This is a genomic window from Acinetobacter sp. IK40, assembly GCF_035615075.1.
GTDB lineage: Bacteria > Pseudomonadota > Gammaproteobacteria > Pseudomonadales > Moraxellaceae > Acinetobacter > Acinetobacter courvalinii.
On sequence record NZ_JANBOE010000003.1, the window covers coordinates 150,188 to 171,470 of the forward strand.

18 protein-coding genes are annotated in these 21,283 nt (G+C 43.5%); 8 read left to right on the top strand and 10 right to left on the bottom strand.

The genetic code is table 11. The features are described from left to right. Positions 1-101: 101 nt before the first annotated feature. The gene (gene ettA, locus MSG93_RS07060) at positions 102-1,763 is read right to left on the bottom strand and encodes an energy-dependent translational throttle protein EttA (RefSeq protein WP_004776096.1); all 1,662 of its coding nucleotides are present in this window, start codon (positions 1,761-1,763) and stop codon (positions 102-104) included. 299 nt (positions 1,764-2,062) lie between these two features. On the opposite strand from ettA, the gene MSG93_RS07065 reads away from it, so the two are divergent. After that, positions 2,063-3,340 carry an O-acetylhomoserine aminocarboxypropyltransferase/cysteine synthase family protein gene (locus tag MSG93_RS07065; RefSeq protein ID WP_324621141.1) on the top strand — a complete coding sequence of 426 codons (1,278 nt, stop codon included), beginning with the start codon at positions 2,063-2,065 and terminating at the stop codon, positions 3,338-3,340. A gap of 255 nt (positions 3,341-3,595) precedes the next feature. Next, entirely contained in the window at positions 3,596-4,483 is an 888-nt protein-coding gene (locus MSG93_RS07070) for an SDR family NAD(P)-dependent oxidoreductase (protein WP_005282632.1), read from the top strand. A gap of 71 nt (positions 4,484-4,554) precedes the next feature. Here the strand turns inward: MSG93_RS07070 and MSG93_RS07075 are convergent, their stop codons facing one another. Then, a complete protein-coding gene (locus MSG93_RS07075; protein WP_324621142.1) occupies positions 4,555-5,652 on the bottom strand; it encodes an SDR family oxidoreductase in 1,098 nt (365 codons plus the stop codon). 107 nt (positions 5,653-5,759) lie between these two features. Between MSG93_RS07075 and MSG93_RS07080 the strand changes: the two genes are divergently transcribed. After that, positions 5,760-6,137 (top strand): MerR family DNA-binding protein, encoded by a 378-nt coding sequence (locus MSG93_RS07080; RefSeq protein ID WP_032868533.1) that lies wholly within the window; start codon positions 5,760-5,762, stop codon positions 6,135-6,137. Between the two features lie 3 nt (positions 6,138-6,140). On the opposite strand, the gene MSG93_RS07085 is transcribed toward MSG93_RS07080, so the two are convergent. Beyond that, the gene (locus MSG93_RS07085) at positions 6,141-6,329 is read right to left on the bottom strand and encodes a hypothetical protein (RefSeq protein ID WP_324621145.1); all 189 of its coding nucleotides are present in this window, start codon (positions 6,327-6,329) and stop codon (positions 6,141-6,143) included. 368 nt (positions 6,330-6,697) lie between these two features. Here MSG93_RS07085 and MSG93_RS07090 point away from each other — a divergent pair, with 368 nt between their 5' ends. Beyond that, on the top strand, positions 6,698-7,990 hold the full coding sequence (locus MSG93_RS07090; RefSeq protein WP_005227716.1) for an MFS transporter: 1,293 nt from the start codon (positions 6,698-6,700) through the stop codon (positions 7,988-7,990). Between the two features lie 64 nt (positions 7,991-8,054). On the opposite strand, the gene MSG93_RS07095 is transcribed toward MSG93_RS07090, so the two are convergent. Then, the gene (locus MSG93_RS07095) at positions 8,055-8,795 is read right to left on the bottom strand and encodes an HD domain-containing protein (RefSeq protein ID WP_324621146.1); all 741 of its coding nucleotides are present in this window, start codon (positions 8,793-8,795) and stop codon (positions 8,055-8,057) included. A 434-nt stretch (positions 8,796-9,229) separates the two neighbouring features. On the opposite strand from MSG93_RS07095, the gene MSG93_RS07100 reads away from it, so the two are divergent. Continuing rightward, positions 9,230-10,537, top strand: a complete 1,308-nt coding sequence (locus tag MSG93_RS07100; RefSeq protein WP_005227720.1) for a CitMHS family transporter — start codon at positions 9,230-9,232, stop codon at positions 10,535-10,537. 79 nt (positions 10,538-10,616) lie between these two features. Here MSG93_RS07100 and MSG93_RS07105 read toward each other — a convergent pair whose 3' ends face one another. Beyond that, complete coding sequence (locus MSG93_RS07105; RefSeq protein WP_324621147.1) at positions 10,617-11,501, bottom strand: LysR family transcriptional regulator; 885 nt, start codon at positions 11,499-11,501, stop codon at positions 10,617-10,619. Positions 11,502-11,605: 104 nt separating this feature from the next. On the opposite strand from MSG93_RS07105, the gene MSG93_RS07110 reads away from it, so the two are divergent. Beyond that, a complete protein-coding gene (locus MSG93_RS07110) occupies positions 11,606-12,361 on the top strand; it encodes an SDR family oxidoreductase (RefSeq protein ID WP_324621148.1) in 756 nt (251 codons plus the stop codon). Between the two features lie 46 nt (positions 12,362-12,407). Here the strand turns inward: MSG93_RS07110 and MSG93_RS07115 are convergent, their stop codons facing one another. From MSG93_RS07115 to MSG93_RS07135, 5 genes are all read right to left on the bottom strand, one after another. Continuing rightward, a complete protein-coding gene (locus MSG93_RS07115) occupies positions 12,408-12,725 on the bottom strand; it encodes an AzlD domain-containing protein (RefSeq protein ID WP_324621149.1) in 318 nt (105 codons plus the stop codon). Then, positions 12,722-13,435, bottom strand: coding sequence for an AzlC family ABC transporter permease (locus tag MSG93_RS07120; protein ID WP_324621150.1), 714 nt, complete (start codon positions 13,433-13,435; stop codon positions 12,722-12,724). The genes MSG93_RS07115 and MSG93_RS07120 overlap by 4 nt, the downstream gene beginning before the upstream one ends. A 77-nt stretch (positions 13,436-13,512) precedes the next feature. Next, positions 13,513-14,343, bottom strand: a complete 831-nt coding sequence (locus MSG93_RS07125) for an AraC family transcriptional regulator (RefSeq protein ID WP_324621152.1) — start codon at positions 14,341-14,343, stop codon at positions 13,513-13,515. A gap of 259 nt (positions 14,344-14,602) precedes the next feature. Then, positions 14,603-15,835 carry a hypothetical protein gene (locus MSG93_RS07130; protein ID WP_324621153.1) on the bottom strand — a complete coding sequence of 411 codons (1,233 nt, stop codon included), beginning with the start codon at positions 15,833-15,835 and terminating at the stop codon, positions 14,603-14,605. A gap of 270 nt (positions 15,836-16,105) precedes the next feature. Then, positions 16,106-18,460, bottom strand: coding sequence for a Tex family protein (locus MSG93_RS07135; protein WP_324621155.1), 2,355 nt, complete (start codon positions 18,458-18,460; stop codon positions 16,106-16,108). 417 nt (positions 18,461-18,877) lie between these two features. Between MSG93_RS07135 and ompR the strand changes: the two genes are divergently transcribed. Beyond that, entirely contained in the window at positions 18,878-19,642 is a 765-nt protein-coding gene (ompR, locus tag MSG93_RS07140) for a two-component system response regulator OmpR (protein WP_004657337.1), read from the top strand. Between the two features lie 17 nt (positions 19,643-19,659). Beyond that, complete coding sequence (locus tag MSG93_RS07145; protein WP_324621160.1) at positions 19,660-21,114, top strand: ATP-binding protein; 1,455 nt, start codon at positions 19,660-19,662, stop codon at positions 21,112-21,114. Positions 21,115-21,283: the final 169 nt, after the last annotated feature.

A 21,283-nucleotide genomic window follows, 5' to 3' on the forward strand; every position in this document is an offset into this window, starting at 1 on the left:
TCAAACACTTTATAAAAATTTTAACTTCTATTTCTTAATATTTTTTGAGATTTTATTCATAAAAAACCAGCCCGGAGGCTGGTTTTTTGATTTACCCGAAATTAACCTGTAATTTTTTTGTATTTGGTGCGTTTTTGAGATGCATCATCACCTAAACGTGACTGACGGTAAGCTTCGTATTCTGCATAGTTACCTGTGTAGAATTCTGGCTGTTCGTTCTCAAACGACAAGATGTGCGTTGCAATACGGTCAAGGAACCAACGGTCATGCGATACCACCATAACCGTACCTGGGAATACCAGAATGGCATCCTCAAGTGCACGTAAAGTTTCGATATCCAAGTCGTTCGATGGCTCATCCAGCAAGATCACGTTTGCACCCATCTGCAAGATCTTGGCAAGTTGTAAGCGGTTACGCTCACCACCCGACAATTCACCTACACGTTTTTGCTGATCCTGACCTTTAAAGTTAAAGCGACCGATATAAGCACGTGATGCAATTTCGTAATCACCGATTTTCAGGATATCTAAACCGCCAGAAACTTCTTCCCAAACGGTTTTGTTGTTATCCAAGGTGTCACGAATCTGACCTACGTAAGCCACTTTAACCGACTCACCTAAAGTCACAGTACCGGTATCCGGTTGCTGTTCGCCCGTCATCATACGGAATAAAGTGGTTTTACCCGCACCGTTTGGACCAACGATACCCACGATCGCTGTAGGCGGAACAGTGAACGTCAGGTTTTCATAGAGTAAGCGACCATCGAATGATTTACTGATCCCTTCCACTTCCACAACCTTGTTACCCAGACGTGGGCCAGGTGGAATGTAGATTTCAGAGGTTTCATTACGTTGCTGGAATTCTTTAGAGTTAAGCTCTTCAAAACGTTCCATACGCGCTTTGTTTTTCTTTTGCTGGCCTTTGGCATTTGAACGAACCCATTCAAGTTCTTTTTTCAATGCTTTAGCAAAAGATTCTTCTTGTTTCTGTTCCTGCTCTAGACGGGCATTCTTTTGTTCCAACCAAGAAGAATAGTTACCTTGGTAAGGAATACCATGTCCACGGTCAAGTTCAAGAATCCACTCAGCCACGTTATCCAAGAAATAACGGTCATGCGTAATCGCAACGATGGTGCCAGGGAAGTCTTTCAAGAAACGTTCTAACCAAGATACTGATTCAGCATCCAAATGGTTGGTCGGTTCGTCGAGAAGCAACATGTCTGGCTTAGAAAGCAATAAACGGCACAATGCAACGCGACGACGCTCACCACCTGAAAGCAAGGATACATCAGCATCCCATGCTGGAAGGTTCAATGCATCCGCAGCAATTTCAAGCTGGTTATTCAGGTTATGCGCATCCCATGCATGGATGATGGATTCCAATTTTTCTTGCTCTTTCGCAAGTGCATCAAAATCTGCATCCGGTTCAGCATATTCAGCAAAAACCTGATCAAGACGTTCTAAAGCGTCAAGTGCTTCACGTACACCATCTTCAACGTTACCACGAACGTCTTTGGTCGGATCAAGTGGTGGCTCTTGTTCTAAGTAACCGATTTTGATTCCTGGTTGTGCACGAGCTTCACCTGAGAAATCTTTATCTACGCCAGCCATAATACGGAGAAGGGTTGACTTACCTGCACCGTTCAAACCAAGCACACCAATCTTTGCGCCTGGGAAAAATGATAAAGAGATGTCTTTTAAGATTTCGCGCTTCGGCGGAACCATTTTAGACACTCGGTTCATCGTATAAATATATTGGGCCACGCAGGACTCCTCAATTGAAAAACCAGTACATCGCAAATAAGCGAAAAAATATCTGGCATATTATACGCTGAAACCCCCTTGACTTGAAGTTAAGTTGACATTTGTTTGGCTTCAACAAAGGATTTTCTTTTTCAAGACATTACAGGCTTGAATGATTTACAGCAGATAAAAAATTGATCTGCTTCGGATTAACCCTGCTATATCACTAAAAACACTATACAGCGCAAAATTTATGCACCCTCCTGGATAAAATATCGGCTAGACTCGATGATTATTTAACTCACGTAGATGAAGTCATCATGACCTATAAAGATGAAACTTTAGCCATTCATGCGGGATATTCACCAGAAGCTACCACTAAGGCTGTGGCCGTGCCGATCTATCAAACTACCTCTTATGCCTTTGATAATACACAACATGGTGCAGACCTATTTGACTTAAAAGTTCAGGGTAATATCTATACCCGGATTATGAACCCGACCACTGCCGTGCTTGAACAACGTATTGCAGCACTGGAGGGCGGGATTGGGGCGTTGGCGCTGGCCTCAGGCATGGCTGCGATTACCTACGCAATTCAGACCATTGCCGAAGCAGGCGACAATATCGCCTCGGTCTCCACCTTATATGGCGGAACTTATAATTTATTTGCCCACACCTTGCCGAAGCAAGGCATTGAAGTGCGTTTCTTTGACTATCAGAATCCGGAAGCGCTGCGTCAAATTATTGATGACAAAACCAAACTGGTGTTTGTGGAATCGATCGGTAATCCGCTCGGCAATATCATCGACCTTGAAACCATTGCCAAGATTGCGCATGAGTATGGTGTACCCGTCATTGTAGATAATACGGTAGCAACACCTGCACTGCTTAAACCTTTTGAATTTGGTGCAGATATTGTGATTCATTCCCTGACCAAATATATCGGCGGTCATGGCAATAGCATCGGTGGTGTGATTGTCGATAGCGGTAAATTTCCTTGGGGCAAATATCCTGAGCGCTTCAAAGCACTCAATACGCCAGACCCAAGCTATCATGGTGTCAATTATGTCGAAGTATTGGGAGAAGCCGCTTATATTGCCCGTGCGCGGGTGGTACCGTTACGCAATACCGGCGCAGCCATTAGTCCGCTCAGCGTATTCCTGATCCTGCAAGGACTGGAAACTTTAAACCTGAGAATGGAACGACATACAGAAAATGCCATCAAGATTGCTGAATATTTAAAACAGCATCCCAAAGTAAAATGGGTCAATTATGCGGGTCTGAAAGATCATCCACAGCACCATTTGGCGCAAAAGTATGTGAAAGGTAAACCTTCTGCCATCCTGTCCTTTGGTGTGCAAGATGGCTTAAAAGGCGGTACTCGCTTTATTGATGCCTTGCAACTGTTTACCCGTCTGGTCAACATTGGCGACGCCAAAAGTCTGGCCTGCCATCCTGCGACCACAACTCACCGCCAACTCAATGCAGAAGAGCTAAAATCAGCGGGTGTCAGTGAAGATTTAGTGCGTTTGTCGATTGGTATCGAACATGTGGATGACCTGATTGCCGATCTCGAACAAGCCCTCGCCCAAGTTTAATTTTAATGAAATCAATGAGCCCCGGAAATGGGGCTTATTTTTTGTGCAAAACCAAAAAAATATGCTCGATTTTTCAACTAATACAACACCTTGTTTTAGAGCTTTTACTCTAAAAAAGATATTATTTTTCAAACATTTACACTAGACAAACAAAAAAGATCGGTTAATATTAGACCAAAATAAATTGCAGTGTTAAGCGGTATAGGACAGCATTGCACACAACAGCATGATTCGTGATGAATGTAGGATACTTACATGAATGCAAAACTCAAAAAACTTTTTCAGCAAAAAGTCGACGGTAAAACAATCATTGTCACTGGTGCATCAAGTGGTATTGGTTTAACGGTTTCAAAATACCTGGCGCAAGCTGGGGCCCATGTCTTATTGCTCGCTCGCACCAAGGAGAAGTTAGATGAGGTCAAAGCAGAGATCGAGGCTGAAGGTGGAAAGGCGTCTGTGTTTCCATGTGATCTCAACGAGATGGAATCCATTGATGCGGTTTCAAAAGAAATTCTCGCTGCAGTGGATCACATTGACATTCTTGTAAATAATGCCGGTCGTTCCATCCGTCGTGCGGTACATGAATCGGTTGACCGTTTTCATGACTTCGAGCGCACCATGCAGCTCAACTATTTCGGTGCAGTACGTCTGGTTCTGAATATCCTGCCGCACATGATGCAGCGCAAAGATGGCCAGATCATCAATATCAGCTCGATCGGGGTACTTGCCAATGCGACCCGCTTCTCGGCTTATGTTGCATCAAAAGCTGCGCTGGATGCATTCAGCCGCTGCTTATCCGCAGAAGTACATGCACATAAAATTGCGATTACCTCTATTTATATGCCTTTGGTCCGTACGCCAATGATTGCGCCAACCAAAATCTATAAATATGTCCCAACGCTTTCACCGGAAGAAGCTGCCGATCTGATTGCTTATGCCATCGTGAAACGTCCGAAGAAAATCGCCACCAATCTTGGTCGCCTGGCTTCGATTACCTATGCAATCGCACCAGACATCAACAATATCCTGATGTCGATTGGCTATAACCTGTTCCCAAGCTCTACCGCATCTGTGGGCAAACAGGAAAAACTCAATCTGGTGCAACGTGCCTATGCCCGCCTGTTCCCAGGTGAACACTGGTAAGCCTCTAGCCGGTTCATTAAGAAAACAGCCCGTCCTTTGACGGGCTGTTTTTATTTCGAATAAAGCTCACTTTAACGGGCCTGACTGACCCAGTCCGTGGTTTTACGAATTGCCCCTTCCAGATCACCCGTTGCAATCTGCCAGCGCTGTTTAAACTGCTGTAACACTGCTTGTTCTAAAGGTTCGGTTCTAAGAAAGTCTAACATTTCCCGAGACATTTCCAGCTTCTTCGCCAGCCATTGCCACTTTAAAATCAGTTTCAACAATCCGATCGGAACATGCCGTGTAGGCGCCTTGACCTGCAACTGCGCTGCAATCATGCCCGTCAATTGCGGTAGGGCCAGATCATGCTCGCTGACTACCAGCATCGACTGATTTACTAACGCCTGATCCATCGAAGCCTTGACCATGATCTGACATAAATCATCGACCCGGATCAAAGGCAGATAATGTTGTGCAGTTGCCGGCAGTGCACTCATTTTCTTGCGTTTTAGCAGATCAATCATTTGCGCAATCGGCTGGTTCAACGGAATCTCACCAGAGACATCATCACCCAACACCGTTGCTGGATGGATAATGGTCCAGTCCACCGACAAGCGTTGTGCGGCGCGAATCCAGGCAAAATGGGCCTCTATCTTTGAGGCCTCATAGGCACCTAAGCGCTGATATACCACGAGCCAGTCAGTCTGGTCGGGCTGTTCAAGATAGACGCCTGCCTGGCGTAAGTGACCAAGCAGCGTCAGCATATATCCTGACATATGCACAGCGCGTTTTAAATCACAATGCTGATGTACACAGGCCAGTAAATTCAGTGCGCCATCAACATTGACTGCCCGTGCCTGTTGCATCTCCAGATTCCAGGCAAACAAGGCACTACTATTATATAAAGTATTGACGGATTTTAATTTCTCCCAATCTTGCGGCTGAATACCAAGATTTACCTGAGTCACATCCCCTTGAATAAAAGTCAGTTGCTGCAAAGAAACATTTTTTTGTTGCAGCCATTGAGTCAGTGCCTGTTGTTGCTCCAGCGGATTACGGATCAGGGCAAAAACTGAATGTCCCTGTTGCAAAAGTTGCAGAATCAGGTAGCGGCCAATAAAACCTGTCGCGCCAGCAACCAGTGCAACTTGACGATATTGTTGATTTTTTAAATGATTATGGTCCATTTTTTATGCCTATTTGATTGACTGTAGGCACAGGTTAAAGGATGGAGTACACTCAATGGTCAAGGGATTAATACCGCTTTTTTTTATAACAATAAAGGATACGCAAGATGTTGATTGGACAGTTGGCAAAACAGGCAAATCTAAGCCGAGACACCATTCGCTTTTATGAAAAGATGCAGCTGATCCAGTCCATGACCTGTAATAATGGCTATAAAGATTATCCGGAACAGACGCTGCAACAGCTACAACTGATTCGTTCTGCCAAAAATCTGGGCTATACCCTGAATGAAATCAAGCAAATTTTAAATATGACGGCGCAAGAAGAAATTCCTGCGGCACAGGTCCAGACCCTTCTTCAAGAAAAGCTCAACTTGATTGATGAAAAAATTGCCCAGCTTTATCAGATCAGAAGCATGTTGACTCAATTTACGCAGGGAGAGCCCTGCCCATTCCGAGCAGACTGCGTTATTCCAGTGCTGGACTAAGTGTTATTTCAAAATAGCTTGCTGCTCTAGCACGGCATAAGCCAAAAGCAAAAAATCAGGACGGGTGAAAATACGATTAAAAACAACACGGATTGACTGTGTGTATAAACTAAAACTTATCCACAGCTTCGATGATTTAATCACCAGTTCGAACGATTCGGCCTGTTTATAGCTTAATGAATGGATATTCATGTCTTAATGCATCGACCAAGATTTAATCTCCACACAGCCATGCAATCATCTAAAAGAAATGTTCAAGATAGATTGCACCAAAATGGCTCTATTACAGACCATTTACATAAACTGAACCAGGCGAATGCAAATATTGTCTCTTATAAATACTTAATTCTCTGCTTTTAAAAAGATTAAAACCTATACATTGACCATTCTGACAATGTATATCTGTCAATGAGTTAGCTCAGAATGATAGTTATTCTCTCTAGATAAAAATATATTCATAAAAAACATACAAAATAGTGTCATTTTCATGCTTCTTTAGCGGTATATAACATTCTGTAAAGATTCAGTTACAGAATCTTGCTTGGTGAAAAGGAACGTATATGAGTCAGGTATATAGCAAGGAAGAAAGAAGAAGTCGTATCAAGGGTATCGTCGGTGCGGCATCAGGGAACTTGGTTGAATGGTTTGATTTCTATATCTATGCCGTCTTTGCTGCTTATTTTACGCATGCATTAACTGCACCGGATATGGATCCAACCACTAAAGCGATTTATGTATGGGGTGTATTTGCGGCCAGCTTCTTTATGCGACCAATCGGCAGCTGGTTATTCGGACGGATCGCTGACCGTCACGGTCGTAAACAGTCCATGGTGATTTCAATTTGTCTGATGGCACTGAGTTCATTCCTGTTTGCAGCCTTACCGACCTATGATCAAGTCGGTATGTGGGCCCCTTTCCTGCTACTGATGGTTCGTTTATTACAAGGCCTTTCGGTCGGTGGTGAATATGGTGCTGTCGCCACCTATATGAGTGAGCTGGGCTTAAAAGGACAACGCGGTTTCTTTGCTTCGTTTCAATATGTCACCTTATCCGGTGGTCAGCTACTCGCCAGCTTACTCGGGGTCATCCTGCTTGGCTTTATGACCGAACAGCAATTGAATGATGGCGGCTGGCGTATTCCATTCGTGATTGGGGGTATTGCTGCAATCTTGTCTTTACTGGCACGAAGCCGTTTAGAAGAAACCTTATCGCATGAAGATGCGGAACGTGAGGAATCCGGCAGTCTGGTTGCCTTACTGAAACAGCACTGGAAAACCTTCTTGCTGGTAGTCGGCTATACGTCTGCAGGTTCACTGACCTTCTATGTGGTTACGGTGTATTCTAAAACCTATCTCACCAACATCGGGATGGATGGCAAAACTGTCGGTTTCATTATGACCACAGCTTTGTTTGTGTTTATGTTGGCGCAACCGTTGTTTGGGATGCTTTCAGACCGCATTGGCCGTCGTGCATCCATGCTGGCTTTCAGTTTACTTAGCGCGATCTTTATCTATCCGGTGATGGTCACCGGTATGCGTAGCTTTGCTGACTCGCCTGTCATTATCACCTTATTACTGATTTTCCTGATGATGCTGCTGAGCTTCTACACCTCAATCAGTGGTTTGGTCAAAGCAGAAATGTTCCCTCCACATGTGCGTGCCTTAGGTGTCGGTTTCTCTTATGCCGTCGGTAATGCCTTGTTTGGTGGTTCAGCACCATCGGTGGCGTTGCTATTTAAAGATGCAGGTATTGAAAACATCTTCTTTATTTATGTGATTATCATGCTGATGATCTGTTTCTTCTGTAGCTGGGCCTTACCGAAAAAGCCTGAATATCTGGAACATGACCACTAACTACATTCAAGCTTAACAAGCAAAACCACTTTTGTTCAGGCAAAAGTGGTTTTTTATTTTGGACTTATTTTAAATAAGGATTTGCATTCACCAACTGCTTAAATCCACTCTGGACCAGCATGGCGGTGCGGGAACGGGGACGCTGTTCAGCTTCCCGCCGGGTAAATTCAATCATGATCCGGTTAAAATCGAGGCGCGGATAGTGTTGCTGTAATTGCTGTCTAAACTGTTTGGAAAATTCAAAACCACGGCTACCAATGACGTCGCAGCTGGCAGCCTGTTGTAATAAATGCGCCTCAATCCCTTCCTTAAGGGCGACATAGGGGTTCATATGCAGACTGATCACATCAAACAGCTGATCAGCACGCCCGATTGGCCAGCCTTGTTGAATTGACCAGTCTTTCGCAGCATAGGCTCCTTGTCCGGCAAAGCAACGGCAATGTGCATGATGCTGATAATGTTGTGTAGTCATTCCCAAATCGTGTAACAGGCATGAAACGGCTAATAGCTCAGCATCACATTGCAGTGGTTGCATTTTGGCAAAGGCAATGGCGTAACACCATGTACGCAGACAGTGATTCTGTAAGGCCTCAGCACTACAAGACTGCATCTGGGCCAAGGCCTGTTGCACATCTGAGCTATCGGGCAATACCAGATCTTCGATACTCAGTTGCTGCATTCTGTTGCGCTGCTTATGGTGGGCTAGAGCATAGCTTTTAATGGTTTGCTGAATGACTGGCAGTAAACTGTGACTCAGCAAGACCATACGATCTTTTAATCCTAAATCACCAGAAGTCCGGTTCAACTAGTGCTGTCGACCAATCTGCATTGTATTTTTCCAAAATTAGAGTAATTACTCTAATTTTTAAAGCAACGCATTGAATCTGTCAAAGTCTTTTCACTTCCTCGACCTGAGCTGGTTTAAACAAGATGGCCATGAAGCCTGAATCAACTTTGGCTTTTTCTCCCCCCCTCTTCCGATATTTTTCGCTGCTGAACAAGCGCAAAAAATGATAAAAACTCCACTACTTTTCAGCCAGTTTTTCAATTTACTTTACAACCATTTTTAGCGAAAATTAAATAATTTGCTCATTTATCCAGCATTTCGTTTAGTTTTTCTGCTGAAGTTTAAGCGTAATTTAAGTTTTTATGCATAATGGACGGCGCTTTGTTTTTTATTTTTTGGTGTACTTTTAACACTTTTTTATGGCAAGAGGTTACGACTTAAGGGAGTAAATAATGCTTACGCTGATAGGTATTCTAATTATTGTAACGATTGTCGCGTTACTCATGTCGGGTAAAACCAGTCCAATTGTTGCAATGTCGATTGTTCCGCTTATTGGGGCACTCATTGCTGGCTTTTCAATTAGCGAGATTTCCGGCTTCTTTGAAGCAGGTTTATTAAAAGTCAGCAAAGTGGCCACCATGTTTTTATTTGCCATCTTGTTTTTCAGTATTTTAAAAGAGTTACATGTTTTTGATCCCATGATCCGCAACATGGTGCGTCTGACCCGCGGTAATGTGGTGATTGTTGCGGTGATGACCACCTTGATTGCTGCGATTGTACATCTGGACGGTTCCGGGGCGGCCACTTTTCTGATTATTATTCCTGCCTTACTGCCGCTCTATCGCAAACTGGGGATGAGTCCTTATCTGATGCTGCTCCTGATGGCCGGCAGTATGGGTATTATGAATATGGTGCCATGGGGTGGCCCTTTAGGTCGTGCATCTGCCGTGACCGGCATTGAAGCCGCCGCACTCTGGCAGAGCCTGATCCCGGTACAGGTGATTGGTATTCTGGGCATGATGGGCTTTGCCGTATTGATGGGCTTACGTGAAAAGAAACGTATCCTTGCAGCACAAGCCTTAGGTACCACACCTTTTGAACAGGACTGCATGGCAGCCGATATGGCGGAAGATGTACAAGAACAAGTCAAACCTAAAAAGTTCTGGTTTAACATCGGTCTGGTTGTTCTTGCGGTCATCTGTCTGGCATTTGGTCTGTTCTCTGCACCTTACGTCTTTATGATTGCCTTATCACTGGTATTATTGGTGAACTTCCCTAAACCAAGAGAACAAATGGCGGTGATCAGCCGACATGCACCTCAAGCCTTAAGCATGGTGGCCATTATTTTTGCTGCTGGCGCCTTTTTGGGAATTCTCTCCGAATCAGGCATGTTGAAGTCAATCGCACTGGATCTGATTCATATTTTACCAACGACTTGGGTCGGTAGCCTGCATATTCTGGTCGGTATCCTAGGTGTTCCAATGGATCTGTTTACCAGTACCGATGCTTACTATTTTGCCCTCTTGCCCATTGTTCAGGAAGTGACAGCAACCGCTGGTGTGACTGCCGATTCGGTGGTATATGCCATGGCGATTGGCAATAATGCCGGTACCTTCGTTAGCCCATTCTCACCAGCAACATGGCTAGCCATGGGTCTGGCCGGGACGGATATGGGACGCCATCTACGTTATTCATTTGGCTGGATCTGGCTATTTAGTTTCTTCACCTTAGGTGTTGGTTTCTTGCTCGGTCTTTATTAATCTTTGCCAAAATAAAAAGAGCATACTCAGGTATGCTTTTTTTATGTCTTATAAATTTTTATCGTGAGCAGAACAATGCCTAGAGCTGCTGCTTTAATAATTCCTCTAACCAATCAATAAAATCCTGAAAATATTGAGGACGATACTGGCGATCCGTCAATAAAATATTGACCGGTAATTGCAAGTCCGGAACCTCTACAAATAAACGCTGTAACACACCTTGCCGTACATAGGGTGCAGCATCAAATTCAGGAATCTGGATAATACCAATCCCAGCCAGACCTGCCTGAATATAGGCTTCGGTATTTTCAATCAGTAAACGGTACGGCATTCTCAGACGTTGATCCTGAAATACCAATTCACTCCATTCCCGATAATGTTTCGCCACATGGTAGTCCACTGCATAATGCTGCTGCAGTTCCTCAAAGCTTTTGGGTTCACCAAATTCGGCTAGATAAGCAGGTGCTGCCAGTGTCCAGATATGAGTTTGTGTGATGGGTCTGATCAGCAGATATTGATCCTGTACCTGTCCCACCCGCACCACACAATCCAGTTGCTGTTCAATCAGATTGGAAAAATCATCACGACCATTCACCAGTACTTTGACCTTGGGATAGCGCTGATAAAAACAACCTAAATGAGGAATCAACAGTTGAGTGGCTAAGCGTTTCGGCATGCCAATGCTAATCTTGCCTTCCGTACTCCGCACATGCGTCTTAAAGCGATTCAGCTCTTTTAATTGCGTCACCAGACGCATCGCCTCCTCATAAAACAGACTCCCCTCATGGGTTAAAGCGACTTTACGAGTAGTGCGATAAAACAGCAGTACTTCATATTCTTTTTCAAGCGCCTGTATGGCATAGGTCACGTTGGAGCGGGGCAATCCCAGTTGCAGTGCAGCTTGTGCAAAAGATTGCTTCTCTGCCACTAAACAAAAGATTTTTAAGCGCTCAATCTTATCCATTTTATTATTCAACTTTTCTGCACAATCAGTTCAATACTAACAACTATTTCAAACAAATAAATTGCATTAGCATGATTTTCATACACAACAATCAGGAGAGAGAGATGTCACAACATACGCTAGCAGGAAAAACCGTATTGATTACGGGCGGCGCTAAAAACTTGGGAGGCTTGATTTCACGCAAGTTTGCAGAACAAGGGGCAAACTTACTCATTCATTATAATAGTGCAGCAACACAGGCAGATGCAGAAGAAACCTTAAAGGCCGTACAGGCTTTCGGGGCAAAAGCGGTTTTGGTGCAAGCAGATTTATCCGATATTCAGAATATTGAACACCTGTTTCTCACTGCCAAAGAAAACTTTGGCGGGGTGGATATTGCCATCAATACCGTCGGTCGCGTGCTCAAAAAACCGTATCTGGAGACGACTGAACAGGAATTTGACGGGATGAATGAGATCAATAACAAGATTGCCTATTTCTTCATTCAGTCTGCAGGCCGTCATCTCAATCCGCACGGAAAAATCTGTAGCATTGTGACCAGTTTACTGGCTGCCTATACCGGTCTCTATTCCACCTATGAAGGTCTGAAAGCACCAGTGGAACATTACACCCGAGCCGCATCCAAAGAGTTTGGTGAACGTGGCATTTCAGTGACTGCGGTTGCGCCAGGTCCGATGGATACGCCATTTTTCTATGGTCAGGAAGCACCAGAAGCCGTGGCTTATCATCAAGCTGCTTCCGCTTTAGGTGGACTGACCAAAATTGAAGATATTGAACCGCTGGTTCGCTTTCTGGTCACAGAGGGCTGGTGGATTACAGGCCAAACCATTTTCGCCAATGGCGGTTATACCACCCGCTAATTCCAAAAATGAAACGCTTGGGCACTTTATTTAATAGCCCAAGCGTTTAATGCAACCAAAATACCAACCCGTAAAAACAGGCCAGACTCAGGATAATCGTCAACAAGGTATGCTTGACCTTGTAGGCAATCACAATGGTAATCAATGTCGCCAGAAAATAGGGGTTGAGTAAAGTACTACGGAAAGCTCCCTGCTCATCCATAAATACAATCGGCGTGGCAATCGCGGTCAATAAACACGATGCAGAATACTGCAAGGATTGCTGGAACCATTTCGGTAAGCGTAATGGAATATTCGGCTCCAGCAGAATATAGCGATTCATGAAGACCACAATGGCCAGAATAATCAGCAGAAACCAACTCATGCCGCACGCTCCCGCAGATTCTGCAAACAGGTTGCAGTTAACATACCAATCACACCCGCCAAGATGGCTGCACTTTTAATACCCAGACTCAAGAACACAACCGTCAGAATAACCGAGACCAGTACACCGACCAGCGTATTCAGGTTTTTAATAAATGGAATCACGATGGCGATAAAGGTCGCAACAATGGAAAAATCGAGATGATATTGATCCAGATTGGGCACTGAAGCTGCCAGCAATACGCCACACAGGCTGAACAACACCCAGCATAGATAGAAGCAACTGCCTGCACCCAGCAAGTAATACATATAATGCTGCTGTTTCTTAATACTGACCGCAAACAGTTCATCTGTCAGTAGAAATCCCAACATTAAGCGATGCTTCAATGGCTGTCTGGAAATATCGTCACGTAGATAGAGCGCATACAGATAATGCTGGGTGGTGATTAAAAACACTGAGATGATAATGGTTAAAGCAGGTGTCCCTGCCATGACCAGCCCCAAAGTCATCAACTGTGCTGCACCCGCAAAGACCAGCGCAGACATGCCCACCGCCTGTAAGGTGGTCAGCCCAGCCTGAATTGCCATAGAGCCCGCGAGTAAACCCCACGGTAATACCGCAAAACATAGTGGTAGTATTTTGACGACACCATTTAAAAATGCCCGCGTTACGGTCATGGGGGTATCTTCAGTTACGCTGTCACTTAACATCAAAATCACAAGGGTTGATAAAAGACCGTATGACTATGCCAAAATTTGCATCAGGAGAATTGCATAAAATTGCTGTTTTATTTGAGATAGGCAATATAACCGCCGGGCGTAATGCCAAAGGTCTGACGGAAATGACGGCTAAAATGGCTCTGATCCGAGAAACCACATTGTTGTGAGACTTCGGATAAATTCAGTCCTTGTCTTAATAATCTTTGCGATTTCTGCAACCGTGCCTGTACCAGCCATGCATGTGGTGACAACCCGACATGTTTTTTAAATTGTCTCAAGAAATGCCACTGACTCAGATTTGCCATTTCTGCTAGCTCAGCCAAGGAAAATTCCTGCTCAGGCATCGTTGCCATCAGTTCTTTAATATTAAGGATTCGCTGTTTGGCGTTGCTCAAGTCAGCCACATGCGGCTTGACCTGACTGTATTTGGATACTAGCCATGCAATCGTCGACAAGAATAAGGTCTGTTTTAACAAGCTATTATTCGGCTGTTCCAGTAAATCAAACAATAAACGGAATTGCTGGGCCAATCCTTCATCATGCAATACCGCTTCTCTAAACCAAGGTGCAGTACCGTGTACCGTCGTCAGATCGCGGGTGAGTTCATTAAATACTTCAGGTGTTGGATAGATTGCGCGATAACGCCAGCCAGTGTCTACCGCCGAAGATCCGGTATGCACTTCATCGGCATTGACCAGAATAATATCGCCCTGTGGTGCCACATGATTGCCACCGGTACGATAAAAGCGCTGTGCGCCCTCTTCGATCACGCCGATACAAAATCCTTCATGAACATGTCGTGAAAACTCCTGCTGATAGTAACTTGCTTTCAGCATTTCCAGACCACCCAGTTCTTCCAGATGGAGGTAATCAACTTGTTCACGAGGTCTACGCGACATCACGACCTCCTTTGAATTTTTTGCATCATGTCAGGTTAGCGCGATTGCATGGAATTTATAGAATAAAATTGCTGTTATCATTAATATTATTCTAAATTTATATGTGAAGAAGGTATTTATCTCTTTTCAAATAAAAATATGAAATGCACCTTAATCTGTTTAATTTTTCTCCAGCTTTAGATGCATTTCAAATCAAGTAATTTTTGTTAACTTCAAAACTCATTGGCCTCATCTAAACGAATAGTATGATGACAATAAATTAGTGGATATTGGTTCGGATTGAACCTGTAACACTTACACCGCTTAATAAAGTTCCATTAAGTTTTATATATGTCCCATCTTTAGAAATAGCTACGTTTTTGCAATTATTCAAACTACATGAATAACCATTAATATCGATACTCACTGGGCTTTGTCCCTGAATCACAATACGACCAGAGCCTGTTGTAGAGGTAATAAAATAGGTCATTTCTTTATTCGACAATTCATAAGCATACACATAATTTGTATCAATTTTGCCAATATTCTGCATATCAACTTTGGCAGAACTATCAATTAAAGTAATATCTCCTGATACCAATTTTGAACCAGTGCTAGAACTAAAGTAGATATTATCTAATTTCACATTTACGCGATCATTTGCTAATGTCTTTAGTGTCCCCACTGCCGAAGTAGAAAAACTCCCTTCAGCCGTATCATAACCACTAATTAATCCTGAAGACTTCCCAGTAAGCAAGTATAAACTTTCCCCATTTTTAAACTGGATAAAAAGCTGTTTATCTCGCATAAATGCCCTATAAATATCAAGCTTCTTACCATTAACAGTAATTTCTCCTGTGTGTGTTTTCTCAAAATCAGAAAATGCTAATGGTTTACTTGTTATACTCCCTTTAACCGTCCCATCCACCATTACCTTGTATTCTACTTTTTCACTACCTGATGAAGAAGTTGGATTCGCTTGATAATAATAATTTTCAAATTGCTGTTTATTAAATGAAATTGTTGAATCACCAGTACGATCATCATAAATAACATCAATCCCATTACACCCTAATGGAGACCACTTATCTTTTTTACAAGAAAGCGTTGAATCTGTCGTATCAAGGCGCGCATGAACGACTTTGTTAGCTAAACGATCATAATCAACTATCAGAATTTTATCCGCGTCAAACTTATATAGAAATGATATACCAACACCATCATAGCTCCTTACACTATAGCTTGGCTCAATCACACTTTTTGTTACTGCAGTAGTAGGACTTAATTGATATGTTGAGCCTGTATTTTTCTCGTTGAATATACTAAGATTTTGTTCAATTGATGTCGTATAAGTAACTGCCGAAGATGAGGTTACTGTTGGTATCTCATTTGGATTAGATACCTGAGGCGTTATGTGATCTCCCGAAGAATCTCCACTCCCACCACCACCACAACCAACAAGACTTATTATAGATATAAAAAATATACTTAATGATAACTGCTTATATACCATCACCCAATCCCACCCAATAATAAAATATTTCTATATAAGAATAGCTTGATCAATAAAACAATAATTACTTTTTCAATCACACAACAATATATGCAATATACAAATTAATTATCTCTAATTCCAAATCGATGTGACTAGTCTAACAAAATGGCCGCATTTATGACCATTATTATTCGAAATTATTACCCTCATATATTTAAATAATATGATATAGATTGAATTATATGTTATTAAAAAAGCCTCCGAAGAGGCTTTTATTTAGCTATTCAATTATTTAGAACCTTTAATCCCAGCTTGTAATAGCAAGGCACCTAAACCACCAATCTTTTGCTCTTGTGGTTTTTCAGATTTCGGCTTGTTCTGTTGCGGACGCTTAAAGTCACCTTCTTTACGTGGAGGACGTTGGCCTTGTGGCTTACGCTCTGAACGTTCAGTACGGTCTTGTGGTGCACGTTGTGGACGTGAAGCCTTCGCTGGCGCAGAACCTTCTGCACGCATACTCAAGTTGACACGATTACGTTCCACGTCAACCTGCATGACACGGACCTGTACGATTTGGCCCGGTTTCACCACTTTATGCGGATCAGAGACAAATTCATTCGCCAACTCAGAAATGTGTACTAAACCATCCTGGTGTACACCCACATCGACAAAGGCACCGAAGTTGGTCACATTGGTCACCACACCTTCAAGCTGCATGCCTTCAGTCAGTTGAGCAACCTCAGTAATGTCTTCACGGAACTTGGCTGTACGGAATTCTGGACGTGGGTCACGGCCCGGTTTTTCCAATTCAGCCAGAACATCCTGAATGGTTGGCAAACCAAATTTGTCATCAACAAACTCATCTGCCTTCACTTGGCGAATGATTTCAGTGTTGCCAATAATGTCTTTCACCGTCGTTGCTTTTGCTGCAACAATCTTTTCTACCAAGCCATAACTTTCCGGGTGAACCGCAGAAGCATCCAATGGCTCTGAACCGTTTTGAACACGTAAGAAACCTGCTGACTGTTCAAAGGTACGCTCGCCTAAACGTGGTACTTTTTTCAAGGCCTGACGGTTATCAAAGCGACCATTTTCTTTACGGTATTCCACGATTTGCTGCGCAATCGACTTATTCAAACCGGCAATATAAGCCAGAATTGCAGGAGAAGCCGTATTCACATCTACACCAACGGCATTCACACAGTCTTCAACCACAGCATCCAGTGTTTTTGCCAAACCGGTCTGGTTCACGTCATGCTGATATTGACCCACACCAATTGATTTCGGATCAATTTTAACCAGTTCAGCCAATGGATCTTGCAAACGGCGTGCAATTGACACGGCGCCACGAATCGACACATCAAGCTCAGGAAGTTCTTGTGATGCCAATTCACTTGCAGAATAAACCGATGCACCTGCTTCACTGACGGTGATACGTGTCAATTTCAAATCTGCATTGGCTGCCATCATTTCTGCAACCAAAGCTTCAGTTTCACGGCTTGCCGTACCGTTACCAATCGCAATAAGTTCCACGTGGAACTCTCGGCATAAACGCGCAAGCTCTGTCAGCGAACCTTCTTTATCTTCTTTTGGTGCAAATGGATAAATGGTGCTATGCGCCAGTACATCCCCTGCATCGCTTACCACAGCAAGTTTCACGCCCGTACGGATACCAGGATCTACACCTAACGTGGTACGGCTACCTGCAGGTGCAGAAAGCAATAAATGACGCAAGTTTTCAGCAAACACATCCATCGCTTCAGCTTCAGCAGCTAAACGCTTATCCGTTAATAATGAATGTTCGATTTGCGGACGAACTTTACCCAGCCAGAATAATTTAGCAGTTTGCTTTAAATAATCCTGACGGCTTTGTGGCTGAAGTTGCTCAAGATTATATTCTGTCTCGATACGTGCCAATGGAACATCGTCTTCACCATCTACTTTTAGACCCAGTACATTTTCCTGACGGCCACGTAACATTGCCAATAAACGGTGTGAAGGGACTTTATTGAGGTTTTCTGAAAAGTCAAAATAATCACGGAATTTCTTGCCCACTTCTTTTTTCTCATCAGAAGCGACTGCACTTTTTAATACTGCAGTTTTAGCAAAAGTTTGTTTTAATTCAGTAGTTAAGGCGATATTTTGTGCCCAGTCATCAATCAGGATGTGCTGGATCGCATCGAGCTGGCTTTCAACATCAGGATAGTCTTCATGACTATAACCAGCCAGTGCTTCTGCAGGATCAATTTGATCTGCAATAATTTTTTCAGCAATCGGACCTAAACCAGCTTCTTTGGCTTTAAATGATTTGCTGGTGCGTTTTGGACGATAAGGTGCATAAATTTCTTCTAATGCATTTTTCGTTTCAGCCGCATTGACGCGTGCCAATAAATCATCGCTTAATTTATCTTGTTCTTGTAAAGATTGAATCACCTTCTCACGACGCTCGAATAAATCACGTAAATAGGTTAAACGTGTATCGAGTTGACGTAATTGCGTATCGTCTAAGCCTTGCGTGACTTCTTTACGGTAACGTGCAATAAAAGGAACGCTAGCACCTTCATCAATTAAACGAATAGCAGCTTCTACTTGGTTTGGACGTACGGCAAGTTCATTTGCCAACTGCTGAACTAAGTCAGTCATCGTGATTGATTCCACAAGGGTTAATTCTAAAAGCACTGATTATAAAGTTCATGGCTATAAAATCCACCATTGTTTTTTTGAATATTGTGTTTTATTCCTGTATAAATTTTATTCACAGGCGATTAATTGCAGTATTGACCCGCCCTTCGAGAACAATCTCTGGACTCAATCTTTTATGCAAATCGCCGCATATTTCTCAAATCAGCTATTTTTTCTGCCTAAATATTGAAAAAATAGGTTGTTTGTCATCATTCTGCCTGTATATATTTGGTATCTATCTCTTGATTTTATTGGCAATATTTGTTGCTTTATAACATAGCCAAAACTGTGCAATGAATCGTATACTCAAAGGTCTATTGATATTTCACATTCGCATTGCATAAAGACGATGACAATAAACGATAAAGGAGCACAATCATGAGTTTAGTTGTACCTGCTGAATCGACGGAAACCGTACACCATGAGACAGACCGGGTCGAACGCATTTTAGTGGTCGATGACGATGTGCGCTTGCGTACGCTTTTACAACGCTTCCTCGAAGATAAGGGTTTCGTGGTAAAAACTGCTCATGATGCGACACAAATGGATCGTTTACTGCAACGTGAACTGTTCTCTTTGATCGTGCTCGACTTTATGCTCCCTGTCGAAGATGGTTTAAGTATTTGTCGTCGCCTACGCCAATCCAATATCGACACTCCGATTATCATGCTTACTGCACGCGGTAGCGATTCTGACCGTATTGCCGGTCTGGAAGCAGGCGCTGACGACTATCTGCCAAAACCGTTCAATCCAAATGAATTACTGGCCCGTATCCGTGCCGTGTTACGTCGCCAGGTACGTGAAGTCCCAGGTGCCCCAAGCCAGCAAGTTGAAGTGGTCAGCTTTGGCCCATGGTCACTCGACCTTTCGACACGTACCTTGACCCGTGAAGGCCAAGTCGTGACCTTAACGACAGGCGAATTTGCAGTATTGAAAGCACTGGTCCAGCATCCTCGTGAGCCTTTAACCCGCGATAAATTGATGAATCTGGCGCGTGGTCGTGAATGGGGTGCAATGGAGCGCTCAATTGATGTGCAAGTTTCTCGCTTACGTCGTTTAATTGAAGACAACCCTGCCCGTGCACGTTACATCCAGACCGTTTGGGGTGTGGGTTATGTATTTGTTCCAGATGGTGCAGAGTAAGTTCGGGAAATTAAACGTTGAAACTTGAACCCATTGATCCACAAGAGTTTACCGAGTTCGCGGCTTATTCCGAAAGGCCCCGAACCAAATGGGAACGTTTTTTAGATAAAATCAAACCTCGTTCCGCTGCCATGCGCACTACCATTCTGGTCTTGTTCATGGTGTTTTTCAGCCTGTTTATGTCCTTGTGGTTCTTCTGGCGAACCCTTTATCTTCCTGAATTACAGCAACATGCCCGCTATTTGGCGATTGAACTGGAACTGGTCAACAATCCGGATATCCGAATTTTGCATCGTGATAGCGAAGTCGATGTCGACACCTGGTTGAAAAACCGGATCGGGATTGAATACGTCACCGATCCAAAAGAGTTTCCGCGGGTTGAAGATAAATTTCTGGCTGAACTCTTTACCAACCAGATTGAAGAGAAGCTGGCCAAAGAACTCGGTGTTAAAGACGTCACGGTTTATTTTAAATTCAAGCCGATTCCGCGTATCTGGATTCAAACGCCTGAAATGAATGGTAACTGGGTCAGAGAACCACTCAAAACCTATACCAACTATAGTGTTGAGCTGATTGCTGGCTGGCTGTTTGGTGTTCCGATTGTATCGTCCATTATTATTTTAATTCTGGTGCGACAAATGAACCGGCCTTTGCGTCGGCTGCAAAATACTGCGAATAATTACAGTAAAACCGGTAAAGCCCCTTATCTCGACACCAATCATGGGCCACTGGAAATCCGTCAGGTCAATCAGGCCTTTAACCATATGGTGTATACACTGGAACAGACCGAACGTGACCGTCAAATCATGCTGGCGGGTATTTCCCATGATTTACGTACGCCGCTGACCCGTATTCGCCTGACCGCGGAAATGCTGCCTGACGAGTTCTTCCGTGAAGGCCTGATCTACGATGTCGACGATATGGATGCGATTCTGAATCAGTTCATTTCCTATATGCGAGACGGTTCTGACGAAGAGCTCACAGAGACCAATCTGAATACCCTGCTGCAAGAACTGGTGGTGCAGTTCAAACCACTGGATATCCGTTTTGAAGCACAGGAACTTCCGATTATTGCTGCACGCAGCTTGTCGCTGAAACGTCTGATTGCCAATCTGATCAATAATGCCAAACGCTATGGTGCAGAACCGATTGAATTGTCCGCCAGCCATGTTGATGATCATATCCTGATTACCGTGGCAGATCATGGTGAAGGGATTCCGCCGGATCAGGTCGAAGAACTGATGCAACCGTTTGTCCGCGGTAATTCGGCGCGTACCATTCAAGGGAGCGGCCTTGGACTGGCCATTGTGAAACGTATTGTCGATATTCATCAAGGCCAGATCAGTATTCGCAATCGTGAACAAGGGGGACTGGAAGTAGTAATTTCCTTACCCATTCCAACAGTGGAAGCTAGCGAACCAGCCAACAATGCGATTGATAAGATCAAACAGACCCTGACAGGCCATTTTTAAAGCAAAATTCCTAAATCAACCGCCTGTCACTAGTTGATTTAGACTAAAGTCGCCTATTTAATCACCACACAATCGGCGACTTTCTGCCCATTCAGTCGTACAGATACATCCGGTTTTACTTCACATATATTTATTTTTTTCTTCATAAATTCAAACAGCTAGATTACAG

Bases quoted from the DNA above. Each gene is read 5' to 3' on its own strand.
- MSG93_RS07065 (WP_324621141.1), top strand. From the start codon at position 2,063: ATGACCTATAAAGATGAAACTTTAGCCATTCATGCGGGATATTCACCA.
- MSG93_RS07070 (WP_005282632.1), top strand. From the start codon at position 3,596: ATGAATGCAAAACTCAAAAAACTTTTTCAGCAAAAAGTCGACGGTAAA.
- MSG93_RS07075 (WP_324621142.1), bottom strand. From the start codon at position 5,652: ATGGACCATAATCATTTAAAAAATCAACAATATCGTCAAGTTGCACTG.
- MSG93_RS07080 (WP_032868533.1), top strand. From the start codon at position 5,760: ATGTTGATTGGACAGTTGGCAAAACAGGCAAATCTAAGCCGAGACACC.
- MSG93_RS07085 (WP_324621145.1), bottom strand. From the start codon at position 6,329: ATGAATATCCATTCATTAAGCTATAAACAGGCCGAATCGTTCGAACTG.
- MSG93_RS07090 (WP_005227716.1), top strand. From the start codon at position 6,698: ATGAGTCAGGTATATAGCAAGGAAGAAAGAAGAAGTCGTATCAAGGGT.
- MSG93_RS07100 (WP_005227720.1), top strand. From the start codon at position 9,230: ATGCTTACGCTGATAGGTATTCTAATTATTGTAACGATTGTCGCGTTA.
- MSG93_RS07105 (WP_324621147.1), bottom strand. From the start codon at position 11,501: ATGGATAAGATTGAGCGCTTAAAAATCTTTTGTTTAGTGGCAGAGAAG.
- MSG93_RS07110 (WP_324621148.1), top strand. From the start codon at position 11,606: ATGTCACAACATACGCTAGCAGGAAAAACCGTATTGATTACGGGCGGC.
- MSG93_RS07115 (WP_324621149.1), bottom strand. From the start codon at position 12,725: ATGAGTTGGTTTCTGCTGATTATTCTGGCCATTGTGGTCTTCATGAAT.
- MSG93_RS07120 (WP_324621150.1), bottom strand. From the start codon at position 13,435: ATGTTAAGTGACAGCGTAACTGAAGATACCCCCATGACCGTAACGCGG.
- MSG93_RS07125 (WP_324621152.1), bottom strand. From the start codon at position 14,343: ATGTCGCGTAGACCTCGTGAACAAGTTGATTACCTCCATCTGGAAGAA.
- MSG93_RS07130 (WP_324621153.1), bottom strand. From the start codon at position 15,835: ATGGTATATAAGCAGTTATCATTAAGTATATTTTTTATATCTATAATA.
- MSG93_RS07135 (WP_324621155.1), bottom strand. From the start codon at position 18,460: ATGACTGACTTAGTTCAGCAGTTGGCAAATGAACTTGCCGTACGTCCA.
- ompR (WP_004657337.1), top strand. From the start codon at position 18,878: ATGAGTTTAGTTGTACCTGCTGAATCGACGGAAACCGTACACCATGAG.